Here is a 16,067-nt window from a genome sequence, read left to right as displayed (position 1 = left end):
GTTTCATGTGTCAGGCCAGCTGGTTCTTGTGCGCCGTATGTAGCAGCGCGATCATCTGGTCTTCGGAACTGAAGCGGGTTTCCAGCGCCTCGCCCAGTTGTGAAAGGTCCCGCACCAGGCTGGAGAGATCGTCGGTCTCCTGGTACTTATCGTTGAAATCCACCGCTATGTCGGTGGTCTCGTCGATTTCCCTGTAGAGCTGGCGGGCCTGCTCCAGGCCCTGTTTGTCGTCAAACGCCTGGCCCTCGCGGATAAGCTGTTCGTAGACCTCGAAGTGGCCGGCGGAGACATAATCCACCAGCTGCTGGCACAGCTGGCGCAGGCTGTCCTCGGTTTCCGCGTCCCCCTCGGAAAACGCTTTTTTCTCTGACAGGCCGCAGAAGCGCACCAGCAACGACTGCCGCGACTGCAGCCAGCGATCGATGATCTCGCTCACGCCGCCCCAACGCTCCCGCGCCGACTTACAATTTTCCAGCATCTCCAGGCTTCCTTTTGTTACTGTTACCGCTTTCTTCAGAACAGTCATTTGTTCTTACAGGCGTTCATATGCCCTTATGGCAAGATAGGAGATTCCCCCGCCGCGGGCAAGAACAGCAGCGCATTGCACGCCAAAATGCCGCTGGATATTATGCGGTGCTCCCAGTGCAGTCGTAGCGGAGCGACCGATGTACCCCCCCAAGTATTTTCAAAACGACGATACGGACACCCTTTTCCGGCTGATTTGCGCAAACCCGCTGGCCACCCTGGTCACCGGTGGCGGTGAAAACCTGCGTGTCGATCATATACCGATGGTGCTGGATGCCGGCAGCAGGGTGCTGCGCGGCCATATCGCGCGGGTCAACCCGTTGGCGCAGTGTGGGGATGGTGTGCCCGCGCTGGCAGTGTTCAGCGGTGCGGACAGCTATATCTCACCGGGCTGGTACCCGGCCAAAGCCCAGCATGGCAAGGTTGTACCCACCTGGAACTACACTGCCGTACACGTCGGCGGACCGTTGCGGCTGGTGGACGATCCCGACTGGCTGATGGCGCAGCTGCGCGCGTTGACGGAGCAGGAGGAGAAGGACTCCCCCATCCCCTGGGCGCTAGAGGATGCGCCGGCCGCTTTTGTCGAGAAACTCAGGGCGGCCATCGTCGGCGTGGAGCTGCCGATCGAAACGCTCGAGGGCAAGTGGAAAGTGAGCCAGAACCAGAACGCGGAAACCCGTGCTGCCGTTGTCCGCGGTCTGCGCGAGCGCGGCCGGGGAGGTGATCTCGCCATGGCGGCGCTGGTGGCTGGAATCTGAACGCGCTGCGGCGTCGGCCCATCAGCCGGGCGCGCCGACCAGCAGCGGCAGCACCAGTGCCGTCAGCGCGCCGCACAGGCCCATGGCCAGGGCGGCGAAGGCGCCGCAGAGGGCGCTGATTTCCAGGGCGCGGGCGGTGCCTACCGCGTGGGCGTTGATGCCCAGCGCCAGGCCGATGATGCGGTGGTCGTCGATCTTCAGCCGCGCGAGCAGCGGCGGCCCGAACACCGCACCCACCACGCCGGTAAACACCACGATGCCCGCGGTGAGGCTCTGGGCCGCGCGGGTCTTTTCCGCCAGCGCCAGGGCGATGGGTGTGGTGATGGACTTGCCGGTAAGTGCCAGCAATACCGGCTCGGCGGCGCCGAGCAGAAAAGCAATCACCACCGCCACCACCGGCGCCAGCAGCGCGCCTACCGCGATGGTCACCGCCAGCGGCCAGGGGTTGCGGCGGATAATGGCCAGGTTCTGTTTCAGTGGCACCGCCAGCGCGACCACCGCCGGCCCCAGCAGCGCGTACAGGAGTCCGCTGGATTGCTGGTAGTCCCGGTAGGGGATATCCAGGCTCCACAGGGCGGCGGCCACAATCAGCCCGGCGCCGACGATCGGGTGCAGTAGCGCCGTGCCGCTGCGGCGATAGATGGCGACGCCGAGCAGGAAGGCGCAGAGATTCAGCGGCAGCACAAACAGCGGGCTCTGCAGCAGCTCAGTCACCGGAAACCTCCCCGCCGTTTTTGCCCAGCAGTTTCTTCAGCAGCAGCGCGCAGAGAACCAGGCTCAGTAGTGTGCCGAAGACGGTGGCGGCGAGCAGCCCCAGCCAGTCCAGCGCGGACAGGTCGCGCAGGTAGAAGACGCCCACTGCCGCGGGCAGGAACAGCAGCGCCAGCAGGCGCAGCAGCTGCCCGCTGACTTTCTCCAGGCCGCGGGGCACGCCGCCGTAGATCATCAGGCCGAGCAGCAACAGCAGCATGCCCAGCACCGAGCCGGGCACCGGCAGCGAGAGGGCCGCGCTGATTTTGCGCCCGGCGAATTCGCAGCCCAGCAGTAGTGCCGCGCCGCCGAGCCAGTGCGCTATCTGTCGAAGAGAGTCCATTCAGGGTGGGGCAAACAGATTTCTCAGTGGACTAAGTTAAGGGCTCCGAACGGCCTCCTGCCGGTGGCCGCCTGGCAAAAAACCTCATCGGTCTGTTTACCAGCGCAGGCGCTTTTCCCTGGCGGCCACCGGCAGGAGGACCTCGCATCGAGTTGGTTCAGTGCTTGCGGAATGCCTGCCAGCCCCCGAACACGATCAGCCCGGCGAAGCCCACCGCGGCCCAGCCGGGGATGCTGAGGCCCAGCCAGGTCCACTGCACTTCCGCGCAGTTGCCGTCGCCGGTCAGCAGTGTCTTGATCACTTCCGCCATCGGGAAGGCGTCCAGCATATAGGTGATGCCCGGGCCGCAGGCCGGCACCTGGTCCTCCGGCAGGCTCTGCAACCACAGCTGGCGGCCGGAGAAATACAGGCCACCCATGGCCCACAGGGAAACCAGCAGTCCGTAGACGCGCCGGCCGATGGTGGCCGGGTTGTGCAGGAAGGCGATCAGCGATACCAGGCCGACTCCCAGCAGCATCACCCGCTGGGTGATACACAGCGGGCAGGGTTCCAGTCCCTTCACATACTCGAGGTAAAAGGCGGCGCCCAGCAGAAAGACGACGGCGAGGAAAACCAGCAAAAACGTAATGCGCGGGTTGGGTAGACTCATGGTTTATCGGGTCCTGCTATTTATTCGCTGCTACTTTTTCGGTAATTCGTGCTGTCGAAACCGGGCGGCCTCGTGCTGCAAGTCGGCAAACAATTTCTCGAAGTTGTGTTCCAGTGTGTCCGCGGCGGCAACCAGTTCGGGCAGCGCCTCGTGCAGCGGCACCGGCCGGCGCAGCCGCTGGCCGACCCGCTCCAGGGTGCGCGCTATCACCTGCTCATCGCGGTAACTCTCGAGCAGCTGGAACTGCTCGGCGCGCTGCATAAACGCCCGGGCGCGGGGCGGAATATACCGGCTGCGGGCGTGAAAGTCCCGCCAGCATTGGTCACAGAAATCCTCCAGCGGCTGCGAATGCCAGCGGGACCACTGGCGGCTGAGCAGGTGGTCGAACCAGATATCCAGCACTATGCCCGCGTAGCGCCGCCAGCGGGGGTGCAGTAATACCAGGGAATCGCGGTAGGCGGGGTGGTCGTCGGTGCTGGCGTCAATGCGCCGGTGCAGGCGGATGCCCGCCTCTATCGCCGCCGGCCGCTCTCCGGTCAGCGGGCCCTTGACGAAGTCCCCCAGCAGCCCGCCCAGGCGCCAGTCCGGGTCGGGGCCGGAGAGCAGCAGGTGGGCTAGATAGTTCATGGTGACTCACTTCGGTGCGTGCTACCTCTGGCAAAAGATGTACTGCGCATAGTAATGGCCGAGAAAATCCTCGAAAGTTCCCCGGTCCGCCTCTTCCACCAGCTGCTGCTTCTGCAGCGATTCCTCGGCCAGCCGCGCGAAGTGGCGCTGGGTTTCCGCGTCCAGGGGCCGCTCGACAAAGTAGCGGCGGTGCTGCTCGGCCTTGTCGGAGGCCCACTGGAAGAAGCCCTGCCCGCGCTCGCGCATTTCCGCCAGGATGTGCGCCGCCGGGGTCGGCGCGGTGCCCGCGACCTTGGCGCGCTGGCCCTGCAGCGCGCGGCGATAGCTGTCGCCGCCCCAGGCACTGTCGAGCAGCGCGGCTATGGGGGCCATTTCGTCCAGCAGGCGCGCGGCCCAGTCGGTCAGCCTGATTTCGCCGCCGCCGCCGTTCTGGGGCAGGTTGATCAGCTGCAGCTCCGGGTCGCGGCCGCGGTAGACGATGCGGTTCTGGTTTTCCTGCACCGCGCGGTAGTCGGCGTCGTCGGTCTTGGGGCTCTTCTCCAGCAGGCAGTGCAGCAGGAAGCTGTCGAGAAAGCGCATCTGCGGCGCGTCTATGCCCAGCGGCGAGAAGGGGTTCAGGTCGAGGCAGCGCACCTCGATGTATTCCACCCCGCGGTTGTCCAGCGCCGACAGCGCCGTCTCGCCCATCTTGGCCGGGTTCTTCGGCCGGATCGGCGAGTAGAATTCGTTCTCGATCTGCAGCAGGCCGGTGGAGAGCTGCTGGTAGTTGCCGTCCGCGTCTTTGGTGCCCAGTTCGTGATAGGGGCCGTAGGGGCGGCTGATGGCGGAGCAGAGAGTGGAGAGGTAACTGGGCAGGTCGTTGTAGCAGACGATCAGCGACTGCTGCGCGTCGCTGTTGTAACCCAGGTCGCCCATGCGCAGTGAGGTGGCGTAGGGCGCGTGCAGGGTGCGGCCGTTGCCGTCAAAAGGCTCCAGGCTGTGCTCGCGGCCCTCGACGAAGGAGCCGCACACCGCCGGCGCCGCGCCGAACAGGTAGATCAGCAGCCAGTAGTGACGGCGGAAATTGCGGATCAGGTCGAAGTAGCGGCGGGTCTTGAAGTCGCCCAGCGGCTCGCTGCTGCCCTCGTGCTCGTGCAGCCACTTCCAAAGTTCGTCGGGCACCGAGAAGTTGTAGTGGATGCCGGCGATGGTCTGCATGGCGCGGCCGTAGCGCAGTCCCAGTCCCAGGCGGTAGACGGTCTTCATGGTGCCGCTGTGGGAGCTGCCGTAGCGGGCCACCGGTATGTCCGCATCGGTGCCGATGCGGCAGGGCATACTGTTGACCCACAGCCGCTCGTCGCCGATCTGGCTGTAGGTGTAGCGGTGGATGCGGTCGAGTATCTCCAGCGCCTCCTCCGGCGTGGCTACTGGAGGAGTGATGAACTCCAGCAGCGCCTCGGAGAAGTCGGTGGTGATGCAGTCGTGGGTCAGGGCCGAACCCAGGGTCTGGCCGTGGGGTGTCTGCGCCAGGGAGCCGTCGGGAGTGACCCGCAGGCTCTCCTTCTCGATACCGCGGCGAATGCCCTTCAACAATTGCAGCGTCTCTGGTTGTGCCAGCGCGGCGTTGGGCTGGGCCAGTGCGGCCAGGTGGGAAGTGGGCACTCGAATCTCCTTGAACTGCCGGCGCCTTTTCGTGAGGCTGGCGGCACCTTGTGTGGGGCTGTAGGCACCTGCCGCGATTCGGGCGATATGGGGGCGGCCGGGGCTAACTCAACCGCTTTCCCGCTCTGCGGCTTTCGCCTCGCCTGCCCCAGCTTTCGATTCGTCCCCTTCCAGTTCGTCCGGTTGTTGTGGCTCGATTTCCGGCGGCTCCCCGGGCTCGACTTCCGGGGGCTCTTCCGGTTCGACTTCGGGAGCCTCTTCCGGGCCCACTTCGGGGTTGCTCTCGGGGGGCATTTCCTCGGGAGAGCCGGGTTCAATCTCCGGCTCGCCCTGGGCGGTCTCTGCGAGCACCGCCCTTTCGCCCAGGGCCTCCTCGGGGACCTGCGGCTGGCCCTTGGCGTTCAGTTCGCAGGCGAGCAGCTCGATGCGCAGGCTCACATCGCGGGTGTTGGCTTCGAACATCTGGTTGATGGCGACATCCTTGTGTTCGCTGCGAAACAGCCGGTTGGCGTCGCGGCCGTCGATCCACTCGTTGCTTTTGCTCAGGAACTGCTTGTGCTGGTTGGTCAGCACGTAGACATGACTCATGCGGTAGGGGACTTTTAACGCTGTGACAGAGGGGCAGTGTAGCGACGGCGGCTGTGTGGCTCAAGGATGTGTAGGGGCGAACACAAGGTTCGCCCCTACAAACAAATTAAAGGGGTGCCAGCGGGTAGTGCTGCGGATAGGGCAGCCGCGCCGCGCCGCTGTCCACCGCCGCGCGCGCCACCGCCGCGGCCACTTCCGGCAGCAGGCGCGGGTCCGTGGGCTTGGGCAGTATGTAGTCGGGGCCGAAGCTCAGCTCGACACCGCCGTAGCCCTCGCGCACCGAATCCGGCACCGGCAGGCGGGCGATCCTGCGGATGGCCTCGATGGCGGCCAGCTTCATCTCCTCGTTGATACGCGTCGCGCGCACGTCCAGGGCGCCGCGGAAGATGAACGGGAAACAGAGCACGTTGTTGACCTGGTTCGGGTAGTCCGAGCGGCCGGTGGCCATGATCAGGTCGTCGCGCACGCTGTGGGCCAGCTCCGGGGCTATCTCCGGATTGGGGTTGGAGCAGGCGAAGACGACCGGCTTCGGGGCCATGCGCTTCAGCTGCTCGGCGGACAGCAGGTCCGGGCCGGACACGCCGAGGAACACATCGGCGCCCTCGATGGCGTCGTCCAGGGTGCGCATCTCTGTGTCGCGCGCCCACTCGCCCTTGTAGGCGTTGATATCGGTGCGCCCGGAGTGGATCACGCCGCGGCTGTCGAGCATGGTGATCTGCTCTTTCTTGGCGCCGGCGGCCAGCATCAGCTTGCAGCAGGCGGTGGCGGCGGCGCCGGCGCCCAGGCAGACCATGCGCACTTCGCCGATCTTCTTGCCCTGTATCTCCAGCGCGTTGAGCATGCCGGCCACGGTGACTATGGCGGTGCCGTGCTGGTCGTCGTGGAACACCGGCACCTGGCAGCGCTCGATCAGCGCCTCCTCGATGTGGAAGCACTCCGGCGCCTTGATGTCCTCCAGGTTGATGCCGCCGAAGGTGTTGGCGATATCGGATACCGTCTGGATGAAGCGCTCGGGGCTGGGGCTGTCCACCTCGATATCCACCGAGTTGATGCCGGCGAAGCGCTTGAACAGCAGCGCCTTGCCCTCCATCACCGGCTTGGACGCCAGCGGCCCCAGGTTGCCGAGGCCGAGGATGGCACTGCCGTTGGAGATCACCGCCACCAGGTTGCCCTTGCCGGTGTAGAGGTAGGCTGCCTCCGGATCCTTGGCGATTTCGCGCACCGGTTCGGCGACGCCCGGGCTGTAGGCCAGGGAAAGGTCTTCCTGGGTCTGGGCGGGAGTGGTCACTTCTACCGAAAGCTTGCCCGGGGTCGGCAGCGCGTGGTAGTCGAGCGCGGCCTGGCGCAATGAATCCGTCATCTTGGAAATGGTCTCTCGAATACAGCGGGGGAGTCTCTGCGGATTCCGCCCTGGTTACTGCGGGGGGCGGAGAGAATAACCGACAGCGCCCTGTCGCCACAAGCGCAAAAATCGAGCGGGACCGCTAATTCCTACTAATTTTGATGGTCAATTGCGAGTCGGCAGCAATAAAAAAGCGCTTATTTTGTGGAAAGCGAGATGCGCATTTCGATCCTCGGTCCGTCAGCCAGCCTTTCACCTCGATTTGCGCCCCTTGCCAATCGCGCCGGTCCGGCTGGCCAAAATCCCCCGTCAGCGGGAGCCAGGCATTAAAAAAGGTACCGAGGGAAACCCAGGGTACCTTTTTCCAAGTCGTTGCACTGCGCCTGAAGCGCGCGCCGGACTTACTTGGCGATACGGCTGCCGAAACGCTTCTTGAAGCGGTCCACGCGGCCGCCGGTGCTCGCTTCGCGCTGCTTGCCGGTATAGAAGGGGTGGCACTGGGAGCACACGTCCAACTGGATGTCCTTGCCCAGGGTGGACTTGGTCTTGATGACGTTGCCGCAGGAGCAGGTGGCGGTAACTTCGGCGTAATTCGGATGGATATCTGCTTTCATGATGGCCTCTTTTCGAATCCGCCACCCGATCTGTCGCCGGGCACGGAGTCGTCGTTGGTGCAGGAACCGCGGGGGCTCCGGGCTGTTTAAAAAGTCGGCGCATACTATCAGATTAGCGCGGCGGTTCAAGCATAATGTGCCGGGACCGGGGACCGGGGACCGGGGACTGGGGACTCTACCGCGAAGCCGGAGCGAATAGCTCCCCTCTCCCGCTTGCGGGAGAGGGGCCGGGGGAGAGGGTGGCGAAGAGGGCAACTGCGCTATCATGCGTCCCTTGATCCAGCAGTACGGGAGGGGGCACTTGGCGAGCGACGGCGCAAATCCGGCAATTCTGCGGCTGGCGGTACCGGTACCGCTGCGGCGCCTGTTCGACTACCTGCCGCCGGAAGGCGTGGATCCGGCCGGCCTGATGCCGGGCCAGCGCCTCTGGGTGCCCTTCGGCGGGCGCAAGTTGGTGGCGGTGCTGGTGGATACTGTCAGTGAGTCCCCACTCGCGCAGCTGAAGCCGGCGCTGGAACTGATCGACCGCGAGCCCCTCTTCGACGGCCGCAGCCGCGATTTCCTGCACTGGGCCGCCGACTACTACCAGGCGCCGGTGGGGGAACTCTACGCCGCCGCCCTGCCCGCCGCCCTGCGCAAGGGCAGACCCGCGGACCACTGGGCCGAGCAGTGGCTGCAGCTGACCACCGAGGGCAAGGGCCTGCCGGAGTCCGCGCTCTCCAGGGCACCCAAACAGCAGGCCCTGCTGCAGCTGCTCCTGAGCCGCGGCCGCCAGAGCCGCACCCAGTTGAAAGCCCTGGAGCACTCCACCGCGACCATACGCGCGCTGCAGGATCGCGGCCTGGTGGAGTGGGTCTCCGGCCCGACAGTCCCACCTCCCATTCCCGTGGCTGAGGCAACGGCACCGCCCGAGCCCAATAAAGAGCAGCAACAGGTGCTGGACGCCATCCCGCCGGATCGCTTCTCCGCCTCCCTGCTCGAGGGCACCACCGGCAGCGGCAAGACCGAGGTCTACCTGCGTCTGATGGAGCGAGTGCTCACTGACGGCCGGCAGGCCCTGCTGCTGGTGCCGGAAATCGGCCTGACCCCGCAGACGCTGCGCCGCATCGCCGCGCGCTTCCCGGATCACAGCATCGCCGCCCTGCACTCCGGCCTGGCCGAGGGCGAGCGCGCCCAGGCCTGGCTGTCCGCGGCCGCGGGCCAGGCGGATATCGTCATAGGCACCCGCTCCGCGATACTCACCCCCCTGCCCCGCCTCGGTGCGGTGATCGTCGACGAGGAGCACGATGGCTCCTTCAAACAGCAGGACGGCGTGCGCTACTCAGCCCGCGACCTGGCGATGGTGCTGGGGCGCAACGCCGGCGTGCCGGTGCTGCTGGGCAGTGCGACCCCGTCCCTGGAAAGCCTGCACAATGCCCTCAGTGGCCGCTACCAGCACCTGCGCCTGAGGAACCGCGCCGGCAATGCGCGCCCGCCGCAGATCCATGTGGTGCCGACCCTCGGCCAGCAGCTGGAGGAGGGCTTCGCGCCCCAGGTGCTGCGCCATATCGGCGACACCCTGGCCCGCGGCGAGCAGGCGCTGGTGTTTATCAACCGCCGCGGCTTCGCCCCGACCCTGGCCTGCGACGACTGCGGCTGGCTGGCCGACTGCCCCCACTGTTCCAGCAAGCTGACCATGCACCGGCGCAGCCGCCAGCTGCGCTGCCACCACTGCGACTACCGCCGCCCGCTGGTGGACAGCTGTCCCCAGTGCCACAGCCGCTCCCTCAGCGCCCTCGGCGGCGGCACCGAGCGCAGCGAGGAACTGCTCGCCCGGCGCTTCGCCGACTACCCGGTGATCCGCGTCGACCGCGACACCACCGCCAGCAAGCAGGCCCTGGACAAGCTGCTGGCCCCGGCGCGGGACGGCAAACCCTGCCTGTTGCTGGGTACCCAGATGCTGGCCAAGGGCCACCACCTGCCGCGGGTCACCCTGGTGGTGATCCAGGACGCCGACGGCGGCCTCTTCAGCGCCGACTTCCGCGCCCCCGAGCGCACCGGCCAGCTGCTGGAACAGGTGGCCGGCCGCGCCGGCCGCGGCGACCTGCCCGGCCGGGTGCTGGTGCAGAGCCGCTACCCGGAACACCCGCTGCTGCAGCTGCTGCTGGAGAAGGGCTACGGCGCCTACGCCCGCCAGCTGCTGCGCGACCGCACCCTGGCCCAGCTGCCACCGCTGCGGGCCATGGCGCTGGTGCGCGCCGAGTGCGAGGAGCCGAAATGGGCGGAGGAATTCCTCGAGGCGGCGCGGGCGCATATGCAGTCGCTGGCGCCGCCGTCGCCGCAGCTGGCGTACCTCGGCCCGGTACCCGCGCTGCTGGAGCGCAAGTCCGGCCGCTTCCGCTTCTATGTGCAGGTCACCGCGGAGAAACGCGGCCAATTGCAGCCGCTGCTGGCGCGCCTGTGCCAGTGGGCCGAGGGCTACAGGAACCGCCGCCTGCGCTGGGCGGTGGATATGGATGCGCAGGAACTTTCCTGAATGACGTTTTGACGCTATAGCGTCACAACGCTATAGTGCCTTTCAACATAGAGGCGCGAAGAGCGTTGCGGTATGAGCAATCTATCCAAGAGATCCACGGTCTATTTCGACCCGGACATCCACCGGGCACTGAAGTTGAAGGCGGCTGCCAGCCAGCAGTCGCTATCCGAGCTGGTGGACGAGGCCGTGCGCCTGCTGATGCGGGAAGATCGGGAGGATCTGCAGGCCTATGCGGACAGGGCTGCCGAGCCGGAGATTTCCTACGAGGCCCTGCTCGACGACCTCAAGAAGCATGGCAAATTATAAAATTACCTTCAAAAAGTCCGTCGCCAGAGATCTGCGGGTCATTCCCAACCGGGATGTGAAGCGCATTTTGCAGCGCATAGACGCGCTGGCGGAAAACCCCCGCTGCGAAGGCTGCAAGAAGCTGAGCGGCCGGGAGCTCTATCGGGTCCGGCAGGGAAATTACCGCATCATTTATGAAATAGTCGACGACAGGCTGGTAGTCTGTGTCATAAAGGTCGCCCACAGATCCGCCGTCTATAACTGATCCAAAAAAGAACTGATTTAAAAGAGAGTTTCATGAGCCGTCGCAACGCCAGCCGCCGCAGCAGCAGTTCCTCGGGCAAGCCCGCCTGGGTCTGGTTCGTCCTGGGCAATTTTGTCGGCGGTTTCGTGGTCTTCATGATCTTCCTGCACGGCCTCAAGCAGGACGGCAAGCCCGCCGCAACCGCCAAGCGCCAGCCGCCGGCAAAGCAGGCGGAGGACAAGCCGGAGCAGCCGCGCTTCGACTTCTACACCCTGCTGCAGGAAAACGAGGTATCGGTGCCGCCGCCCAAAACCGCGCAGCCGGCGCGGCGCCAATCCAGCGATACCGAATCAAAGAATACGCGCGCGAATACCGCCGGCGACGAGCCGGCACTGGTCTACATACTCCAGGCCGCCTCCTTCCGCGACGCCGCCGAGGCGGAGCGGCTGCGCGCCCAGCTCACCCTGGCCAACCTGGACGTCAAGGTGGAAACCGCGAGCGACAGCCGCGGCACCTGGCACCGGGTACTGGTCGGCCCCTACGGCAGCCGCTCTCGGGTGGCCAAGGCGCGCGAAGTGCTCGCCGACCACAAGCTGATGCCGCTGGTCCTGAAGCGCCCGGCGCGCTAGCTCTCAGTCTTCACCAGCCTGCGCGTCAGCCGGTGCGCCAGCGGCGCTATCACCGACACCAGCGGGAAGGCCACTATCCAGGCCACCACCCAGGCGCGCAGCCAGCGCAGCGGGAAGCCGGCATCCAGGCCGGTGTTGATAAAGGTGATCACCCCGGACATCAGCAGCGACATCAGGCACGACATGATCAGGGCGAATACCAGGGTGTAGTAGCGCGAGGACAGGGAGGGCAAATCGATTCTCCGCCAGGTTACAGCAGCGCGCATTATAGCCATCCCGGTTGAAATTCCGCCCCACCGGCCTCACTTACTGAATCTCAACCGAATCCCTCTTGTAGGAGCGGCCCATGGCCGCGATCGGACTTTCCGATAACACCGGCCCTCGATCGCGGCCATGGGCGGCCTTCCGCCCCGCCGCTCCTACAGACACAACACGCAATTTCGAGGCGTTTACGTGGAACAGTATCGCGGAACCACCATTCTCTCCTGCCGCCGCAACGGCAAAGTCGTGATCGGCGGCGACGGCCAGGTCTCCATGGGCAACACCATCATGAAGGGCAACGCCCGCAAGGTGCGCCGCCTGCACGACAACAAGGTCATCGCCGGTTTCGCCGGCGGCACCGCCGACGCCTTCACCCTGTTCGAGCGCTTCGAGGCCAAGCTGGAGGCCCACGGCGGCCAGCTGACCCGCGCCGCGGTGGAGCTGGCCAAGGACTGGCGCACCGACCGCGCCCTGCGCCGCCTCGAGGCCCTGCTGGCCGTGGCCGACGCCACCGCCAGCCTGATCATCACCGGCAACGGCGACGTGATACAGCCGGAAGACGACCTGATCGCCATCGGTTCCGGCGGCCCCTTCGCCCAGTCCGCCGCCCGCGCGCTGCTGGACAACACCGACCTGGACGCGCGCGCCATCGTCGAGCAGGGCCTGAAGATCGCCGGCGATATCTGTGTCTACACCAACCAGAATCACACCATCGAAGAATTGAGTTACTGAGGAGCGGGCTAAGAACCACTTCTGTCATTCCGGCGAAGGCCGGAATCCAGGTGCCACTGGGCTGGATACCGGCCTTCGCCGGTATGACGAGCGCAGAGGACCTGATGGACAGCAGCGTAGCGCCAGCATCAGTTTCGGTTTTACACACGAGAATCCCCATGTCCCAATCCCAAATGACCCCCCGCGAAATCGTCCACGAACTCGACCGCCATATCGTCGGCCAGCAGGACGCCAAGCGCGCCGTGGCCATTGCGCTGCGCAACCGCTGGCGGCGCATGCAGGTGAGCGAGGACCTGCGCGCGGAAATCACCCCGAAGAATATCCTCATGATCGGCCCCACCGGCGTCGGCAAGACCGAGATTGCGCGCCGCCTGGCCAAGCTGGCCGGCGCCCCCTTTATCAAGGTGGAAGCCACCAAATTCACCGAGGTGGGCTACGTGGGTCGCGACGTCGAATCCATAGTGCGCGATCTGGTGGAGATGGCCGTGAAGCTCGAGCGCGAGAAGGCCATGGCCGGTGTCGAGCAGCGCGCGATGGACGCCGCCGAGGAGCGCATCCTCGACGCCCTGCTGCCGCCGGCCCGCTCCACCGAACCGGGCGACCGGGATACCAGCACCCGCCAACTGTTCCGCAAGAAACTGCGCGAGGGCCAACTGGCCGACAAGGAAATCGAAGTGGACGTCTCCGCCGCACCCATGGGGGTGGAAATCATGGCGCCCCCCGGCATGGAGGAAATGACCAACCAGCTGCAGGGCATCTTCTCCAACATGGCCCAGGGCAAGACCAAGAAGCGCAAGCTCACCGTCAAGCAGGCGCTGAAGCAGCTCACCGACGAGGAGGCGGCCAAGCTGGTCAACGACGAGGAAGTGAAGGCGCGCGCCATCCAGTCCGCGGAGCAGAACGGCATCGTCTTCCTCGACGAGATCGACAAGGTGGCCAAGCGCCAGGAAACCGGCGGCGCCGATGTGTCCCGCGAGGGCGTGCAGCGCGACCTGCTGCCGCTGATCGAGGGCTGCACCATCTCCACCAAGTACGGCATGATCAAGACCGACCATATCCTGTTCATCGCCTCCGGCGCCTTCCACCTGTCCAAACCGTCGGACCTGATCCCGGAACTGCAGGGCCGCCTGCCGATCCGCGTGGAACTGAGCTCGCTCACCTCCGGGGATTTCCAGCGCATCCTCACCGAGCCCAAGGCGTCGCTGACCGAACAGCAGAAGGCGCTGCTGGCCACCGAGGGCACCCAGCTGGAATTTTCCGAAGACGGCATCCGCCGGATCGCCGAAGTGGCCTTCGACGTGAACGAGCGCACCGAGAATATCGGCGCGCGCCGCCTGCACACTGTGCTGGAAAGGCTGCTGGAGGAAATCTCCTTCGACGCCGGCGACAGCGGCAAATCGATCACCATAGACGCGGCCTATGTGGACGACCACCTGGGTGAACTGAGCCAGAACGAAGACCTGTCCAGGTTCATCCTTTAGCGCGCCTTCGCCCCACTCTCCCCTCTCCCGCTTGCGGGAGAGGGTGCCGGAAGCGGCCCCGAAATCCGATAAATATGAAGCCCCCCAAAAAAATCCGCCTAAACCGCGCCGAAAAAAACCTGCAGCTGGTATTCGACGATACCGAATACACCCTGCCGGCCGAATACCTGCGCGTCTTCTCCCCCAGCGCCGAGGTGCGCGGCCACGGCGCGAGCGAACCGGTGCTGGTCAGCGGCAAACTGCACGTCGGCATCGACAGCGTCGAGACCGCCGGCCGCTACGCACTGAAAATCGTCTTCGACGACGGCCACGACACCGGCATCTACACCTGGGACTACCTGCGCGAGCTGGGAGAAAAGCGCGCGGCCAACTGGGAGGACTACCTGCAGCGCCTGCGCTCTGCGGGAAAGGGCCGCGATCCGGACGAGAGCGCGGTCAAAATCATCGGCTGAGAAAAACGAATTTAATCTGGCGTTAATTCCCCTGTCACACTTCCGGTCTTAAATGCGCGGCAAATAAATGCATACCGGAGGCCCTCCATGGCAAAGCGACTCGCCCGCGCACTCGCTGCGTCCTGTCTTTTCCCCCTGGTCCCCGCGGCCCAGGCCGCCGAACTGCCGGACTACCAGAGCAACAGCCCCTGGTTCACCGACGGCGCCGGCCGGGTCGAATCCAGGGCGGCGGAATCCCGCAGTGAGAAAACCGCGAAGAACGTAATACTGTTCGTCGGCGACGGCATGGGCGTCTCCACCCTGACTGCGGCGCGCATTCTCGAGGGCCAGCTGCGCGGCGAGAGCGGCGAGGAAAACAGTCTTTCCTTCGAGGAATTTCCCCACAGCGCCCTGATCAAGACCTACAACACCAACCAGCAGACCCCGGACTCCGCCGGCACCATGACCGCGATGATGACCGGGGTGAAAACCAAAGCCGGCGTGATCAATATCGACAGTGACACGTTGCGCGCGGACTGCGCATCCAGCCAGGGCAACGAGCTGAACACCTTCCTCGAGCTGATGGAGAGCCGCGGCCGCTCCACCGGCATCGTCTCCACCGCCCGCATCACCCACGCCACTCCGGCGGCCACCTACGCGCGCAGCCCGGAGCGCAACTGGGAATACAGTGCCGACGGCGACTGTGTGGATATCGCCGCGCAGCTGGTGGAACTGCAAGCCGGCGACGGCCTGGACGTGATCCTGGGCGGTGGTCGCCGCAACTTCATCACCGCCGACAACGGCGGCAAGCGCGAAGACGGACGCGACCTCACCGCCGAGTGGCTGGACCGCTACGACGGCGAGCAGCAGGCCGCCTACCTGCAGAGCGGCTCCGAACTGGCCGCGCTGGACCTGGCTTCCACCGACAAGCTGCTGGGGCTCTTCACCAGCAGCCATATGAGTTACGATGCGGATCGCGTGGCAAAGGGCGCCGACGAGCCGAGTATCGCCGAGATGACCAGCGCGGCCATCGACCTGCTGCAGAAAAACGAGGACGGCTACTTCCTGATGGTGGAATCCGGCCGCATCGACCACGGCCACCACGCCGGCAACGCCTACAACGCGCTGCACGATGCCATCGCCTTCTCCGATGCGGTGCAAGCCGCGCTGGAGAAAGTCGACCTGGAGGACACCCTGATCCTGGTGACCGCGGACCACAGCCACGTGATGACCATCGCCGGCTACCCGACCCGCGGCAACCCGATTCTCGGCAAGATGGTCACCAACGACAGCAGCGGTGCGCCCCAGGCAGAGGCCGGTGCAGCGCTGGACGGCTGGCCCTACACCACACTCTCCTACGCCAACGGCTTCGGCTTTGCCGACCTGGGCGCGGAGACGGACGCCGACGCCATCTACGCGTCAACAGCGACGAATAGCGGGCGCAAGGACCTGAGCGGCGTGGACACAGAGGCACCCGGCTTCCACCAGGAGGCGCTGGTACCCCTGGGCTCCGAGAGCCACGCCGGCGAAGACATCAGCCTGCACGCCACCGGCGCTGGCGCACAGCTGGTGCAGGGCACGCTGGAGCAGAGCGCGGTATTTCACCTGATGGTCGGCGCCACCGGCCTGTCGGTAACAGCGGAATAACTTGG

Annotated in this window: 19 protein-coding genes; 9 read left to right on the top strand and 10 right to left on the bottom strand. The window is 65.6% G+C overall.

Annotated features, from left to right (window positions below; genetic code table 11):
* Positions 1-10: 10 nt before the first annotated feature.
* Positions 11-478, bottom strand: a complete 468-nt coding sequence (rsd, locus tag AC6R19_RS12655) for a sigma D regulator (protein WP_500580182.1) — start codon at positions 476-478, stop codon at positions 11-13.
* A 187-nt stretch (positions 479-665) separates the two neighbouring features.
* Between rsd and AC6R19_RS12650 the strand changes: the two genes are divergently transcribed.
* Positions 666-1,283 carry an FMN-binding negative transcriptional regulator gene (locus AC6R19_RS12650; protein ID WP_500580181.1) on the top strand — a complete coding sequence of 206 codons (618 nt, stop codon included), beginning with the start codon at positions 666-668 and terminating at the stop codon, positions 1,281-1,283.
* 21 nt (positions 1,284-1,304) lie between these two features.
* Here the strand turns inward: AC6R19_RS12650 and AC6R19_RS12645 are convergent, their stop codons facing one another.
* From AC6R19_RS12645 to rpmE, 8 genes are all read right to left on the bottom strand, one after another.
* The gene (locus tag AC6R19_RS12645; protein WP_500580180.1) at positions 1,305-1,997 is read right to left on the bottom strand and encodes an LrgB family protein; all 693 of its coding nucleotides are present in this window, start codon (positions 1,995-1,997) and stop codon (positions 1,305-1,307) included.
* Positions 1,990-2,376: a CidA/LrgA family protein gene (locus AC6R19_RS12640; RefSeq protein WP_500580179.1), complete on the bottom strand. Its 387-nt coding sequence runs from the start codon at positions 2,374-2,376 to the stop codon at positions 1,990-1,992. The genes AC6R19_RS12645 and AC6R19_RS12640 overlap by 8 nt, the downstream gene beginning before the upstream one ends.
* Before the next feature lie 157 nt (positions 2,377-2,533).
* Entirely contained in the window at positions 2,534-3,025 is a 492-nt protein-coding gene (locus AC6R19_RS12635; protein ID WP_500580178.1) for a disulfide bond formation protein B, read from the bottom strand.
* A 30-nt stretch (positions 3,026-3,055) separates the two neighbouring features.
* Entirely contained in the window at positions 3,056-3,652 is a 597-nt protein-coding gene (locus tag AC6R19_RS12630) for an acyl carrier protein phosphodiesterase (protein WP_500580177.1), read from the bottom strand.
* Positions 3,653-3,673: 21 nt separating this feature from the next.
* Positions 3,674-5,293, bottom strand: a complete 1,620-nt coding sequence (gshA, locus tag AC6R19_RS12625; protein ID WP_500580176.1) for a glutamate--cysteine ligase — start codon at positions 5,291-5,293, stop codon at positions 3,674-3,676.
* A 108-nt stretch (positions 5,294-5,401) separates the two neighbouring features.
* Positions 5,402-5,881, bottom strand: coding sequence for a hypothetical protein (locus tag AC6R19_RS12620; protein ID WP_500580175.1), 480 nt, complete (start codon positions 5,879-5,881; stop codon positions 5,402-5,404).
* Between the two features lie 106 nt (positions 5,882-5,987).
* Complete coding sequence (locus tag AC6R19_RS12615; RefSeq protein WP_500580174.1) at positions 5,988-7,241, bottom strand: malic enzyme-like NAD(P)-binding protein; 1,254 nt, start codon at positions 7,239-7,241, stop codon at positions 5,988-5,990.
* Between the two features lie 383 nt (positions 7,242-7,624).
* On the bottom strand, positions 7,625-7,837 hold the full coding sequence (gene rpmE / locus AC6R19_RS12610; protein WP_500580173.1) for a 50S ribosomal protein L31: 213 nt from the start codon (positions 7,835-7,837) through the stop codon (positions 7,625-7,627).
* Positions 7,838-8,102: 265 nt separating this feature from the next.
* Between rpmE and AC6R19_RS12605 the strand changes: the two genes are divergently transcribed.
* The 4 genes from AC6R19_RS12605 to AC6R19_RS12590 all read left to right on the top strand — a co-directional run bounded on the left by AC6R19_RS12605 (position 8,103) and on the right by AC6R19_RS12590 (position 11,510).
* Positions 8,103-10,352 carry a primosomal protein N' gene (locus AC6R19_RS12605; protein ID WP_500580172.1) on the top strand — a complete coding sequence of 750 codons (2,250 nt, stop codon included), beginning with the start codon at positions 8,103-8,105 and terminating at the stop codon, positions 10,350-10,352.
* A 72-nt stretch (positions 10,353-10,424) separates the two neighbouring features.
* Entirely contained in the window at positions 10,425-10,658 is a 234-nt protein-coding gene (locus AC6R19_RS12600; RefSeq protein WP_500580171.1) for an RH3 domain-containing protein, read from the top strand.
* The gene (locus tag AC6R19_RS12595; protein WP_500580170.1) at positions 10,645-10,902 is read left to right on the top strand and encodes a type II toxin-antitoxin system RelE family toxin; all 258 of its coding nucleotides are present in this window, start codon (positions 10,645-10,647) and stop codon (positions 10,900-10,902) included. The genes AC6R19_RS12600 and AC6R19_RS12595 overlap by 14 nt, the downstream gene beginning before the upstream one ends.
* A 32-nt stretch (positions 10,903-10,934) precedes the next feature.
* Complete coding sequence (locus AC6R19_RS12590) at positions 10,935-11,510, top strand: SPOR domain-containing protein (RefSeq protein WP_500580169.1); 576 nt, start codon at positions 10,935-10,937, stop codon at positions 11,508-11,510.
* Here the strand turns inward: AC6R19_RS12590 and AC6R19_RS12585 are convergent.
* Complete coding sequence (locus AC6R19_RS12585) at positions 11,507-11,776, bottom strand: DUF2798 domain-containing protein (protein ID WP_500580168.1); 270 nt, start codon at positions 11,774-11,776, stop codon at positions 11,507-11,509. The genes AC6R19_RS12590 and AC6R19_RS12585 overlap by 4 nt on opposite strands.
* Positions 11,777-11,963: 187 nt before the next feature.
* Between AC6R19_RS12585 and hslV the strand changes: the two genes are divergently transcribed.
* The 4 genes from hslV to AC6R19_RS12565 all read left to right on the top strand — a co-directional run bounded on the left by hslV (position 11,964) and on the right by AC6R19_RS12565 (position 16,062).
* A complete protein-coding gene (gene hslV / locus AC6R19_RS12580) occupies positions 11,964-12,503 on the top strand; it encodes an ATP-dependent protease subunit HslV (protein ID WP_500580167.1) in 540 nt (179 codons plus the stop codon).
* A 158-nt stretch (positions 12,504-12,661) separates the two neighbouring features.
* Positions 12,662-13,984 carry an ATP-dependent protease ATPase subunit HslU gene (hslU, locus tag AC6R19_RS12575; protein WP_500580166.1) on the top strand — a complete coding sequence of 441 codons (1,323 nt, stop codon included), beginning with the start codon at positions 12,662-12,664 and terminating at the stop codon, positions 13,982-13,984.
* A 74-nt stretch (positions 13,985-14,058) separates the two neighbouring features.
* Positions 14,059-14,436 carry a gamma-butyrobetaine hydroxylase family protein gene (locus tag AC6R19_RS12570; RefSeq protein WP_500580165.1) on the top strand — a complete coding sequence of 126 codons (378 nt, stop codon included), beginning with the start codon at positions 14,059-14,061 and terminating at the stop codon, positions 14,434-14,436.
* Between the two features lie 87 nt (positions 14,437-14,523).
* The gene (locus tag AC6R19_RS12565; protein WP_500580164.1) at positions 14,524-16,062 is read left to right on the top strand and encodes an alkaline phosphatase; all 1,539 of its coding nucleotides are present in this window, start codon (positions 14,524-14,526) and stop codon (positions 16,060-16,062) included.
* The last annotated feature ends 5 nt before the right edge of the window (positions 16,063-16,067 follow it).

The sequence above is a fragment of the Microbulbifer sp. SE14 genome, from assembly GCF_059834885.1.
Note: the sequence above shows the minus strand (reverse complement) of the source record. Positions and strands in the feature narration are given on the sequence as shown.

Coding starts and splice junctions, on each gene's coding strand:
- rsd (WP_500580182.1), bottom strand. CDS start 478: ATGCTGGAAAATTGTAAGTCGGCGCGGGAGCGTTGGGGCGGCGTGAGC.
- AC6R19_RS12650 (WP_500580181.1), top strand. CDS start 666: ATGTACCCCCCCAAGTATTTTCAAAACGACGATACGGACACCCTTTTC.
- AC6R19_RS12640 (WP_500580179.1), bottom strand. CDS start 2,376: ATGGACTCTCTTCGACAGATAGCGCACTGGCTCGGCGGCGCGGCACTA.
- AC6R19_RS12635 (WP_500580178.1), bottom strand. CDS start 3,025: ATGAGTCTACCCAACCCGCGCATTACGTTTTTGCTGGTTTTCCTCGCC.
- AC6R19_RS12630 (WP_500580177.1), bottom strand. CDS start 3,652: ATGAACTATCTAGCCCACCTGCTGCTCTCCGGCCCCGACCCGGACTGG.
- AC6R19_RS12620 (WP_500580175.1), bottom strand. CDS start 5,881: ATGAGTCATGTCTACGTGCTGACCAACCAGCACAAGCAGTTCCTGAGC.
- AC6R19_RS12615 (WP_500580174.1), bottom strand. CDS start 7,241: ATGACGGATTCATTGCGCCAGGCCGCGCTCGACTACCACGCGCTGCCG.
- rpmE (WP_500580173.1), bottom strand. CDS start 7,837: ATGAAAGCAGATATCCATCCGAATTACGCCGAAGTTACCGCCACCTGC.
- AC6R19_RS12605 (WP_500580172.1), top strand. CDS start 8,103: ATGCGTCCCTTGATCCAGCAGTACGGGAGGGGGCACTTGGCGAGCGAC.
- AC6R19_RS12600 (WP_500580171.1), top strand. CDS start 10,425: ATGAGCAATCTATCCAAGAGATCCACGGTCTATTTCGACCCGGACATC.
- AC6R19_RS12595 (WP_500580170.1), top strand. CDS start 10,645: ATGGCAAATTATAAAATTACCTTCAAAAAGTCCGTCGCCAGAGATCTG.
- AC6R19_RS12590 (WP_500580169.1), top strand. CDS start 10,935: ATGAGCCGTCGCAACGCCAGCCGCCGCAGCAGCAGTTCCTCGGGCAAG.
- AC6R19_RS12585 (WP_500580168.1), bottom strand. CDS start 11,776: ATGCGCGCTGCTGTAACCTGGCGGAGAATCGATTTGCCCTCCCTGTCC.
- hslU (WP_500580166.1), top strand. CDS start 12,662: ATGTCCCAATCCCAAATGACCCCCCGCGAAATCGTCCACGAACTCGAC.
- AC6R19_RS12570 (WP_500580165.1), top strand. CDS start 14,059: ATGAAGCCCCCCAAAAAAATCCGCCTAAACCGCGCCGAAAAAAACCTG.
- AC6R19_RS12565 (WP_500580164.1), top strand. CDS start 14,524: ATGGCAAAGCGACTCGCCCGCGCACTCGCTGCGTCCTGTCTTTTCCCC.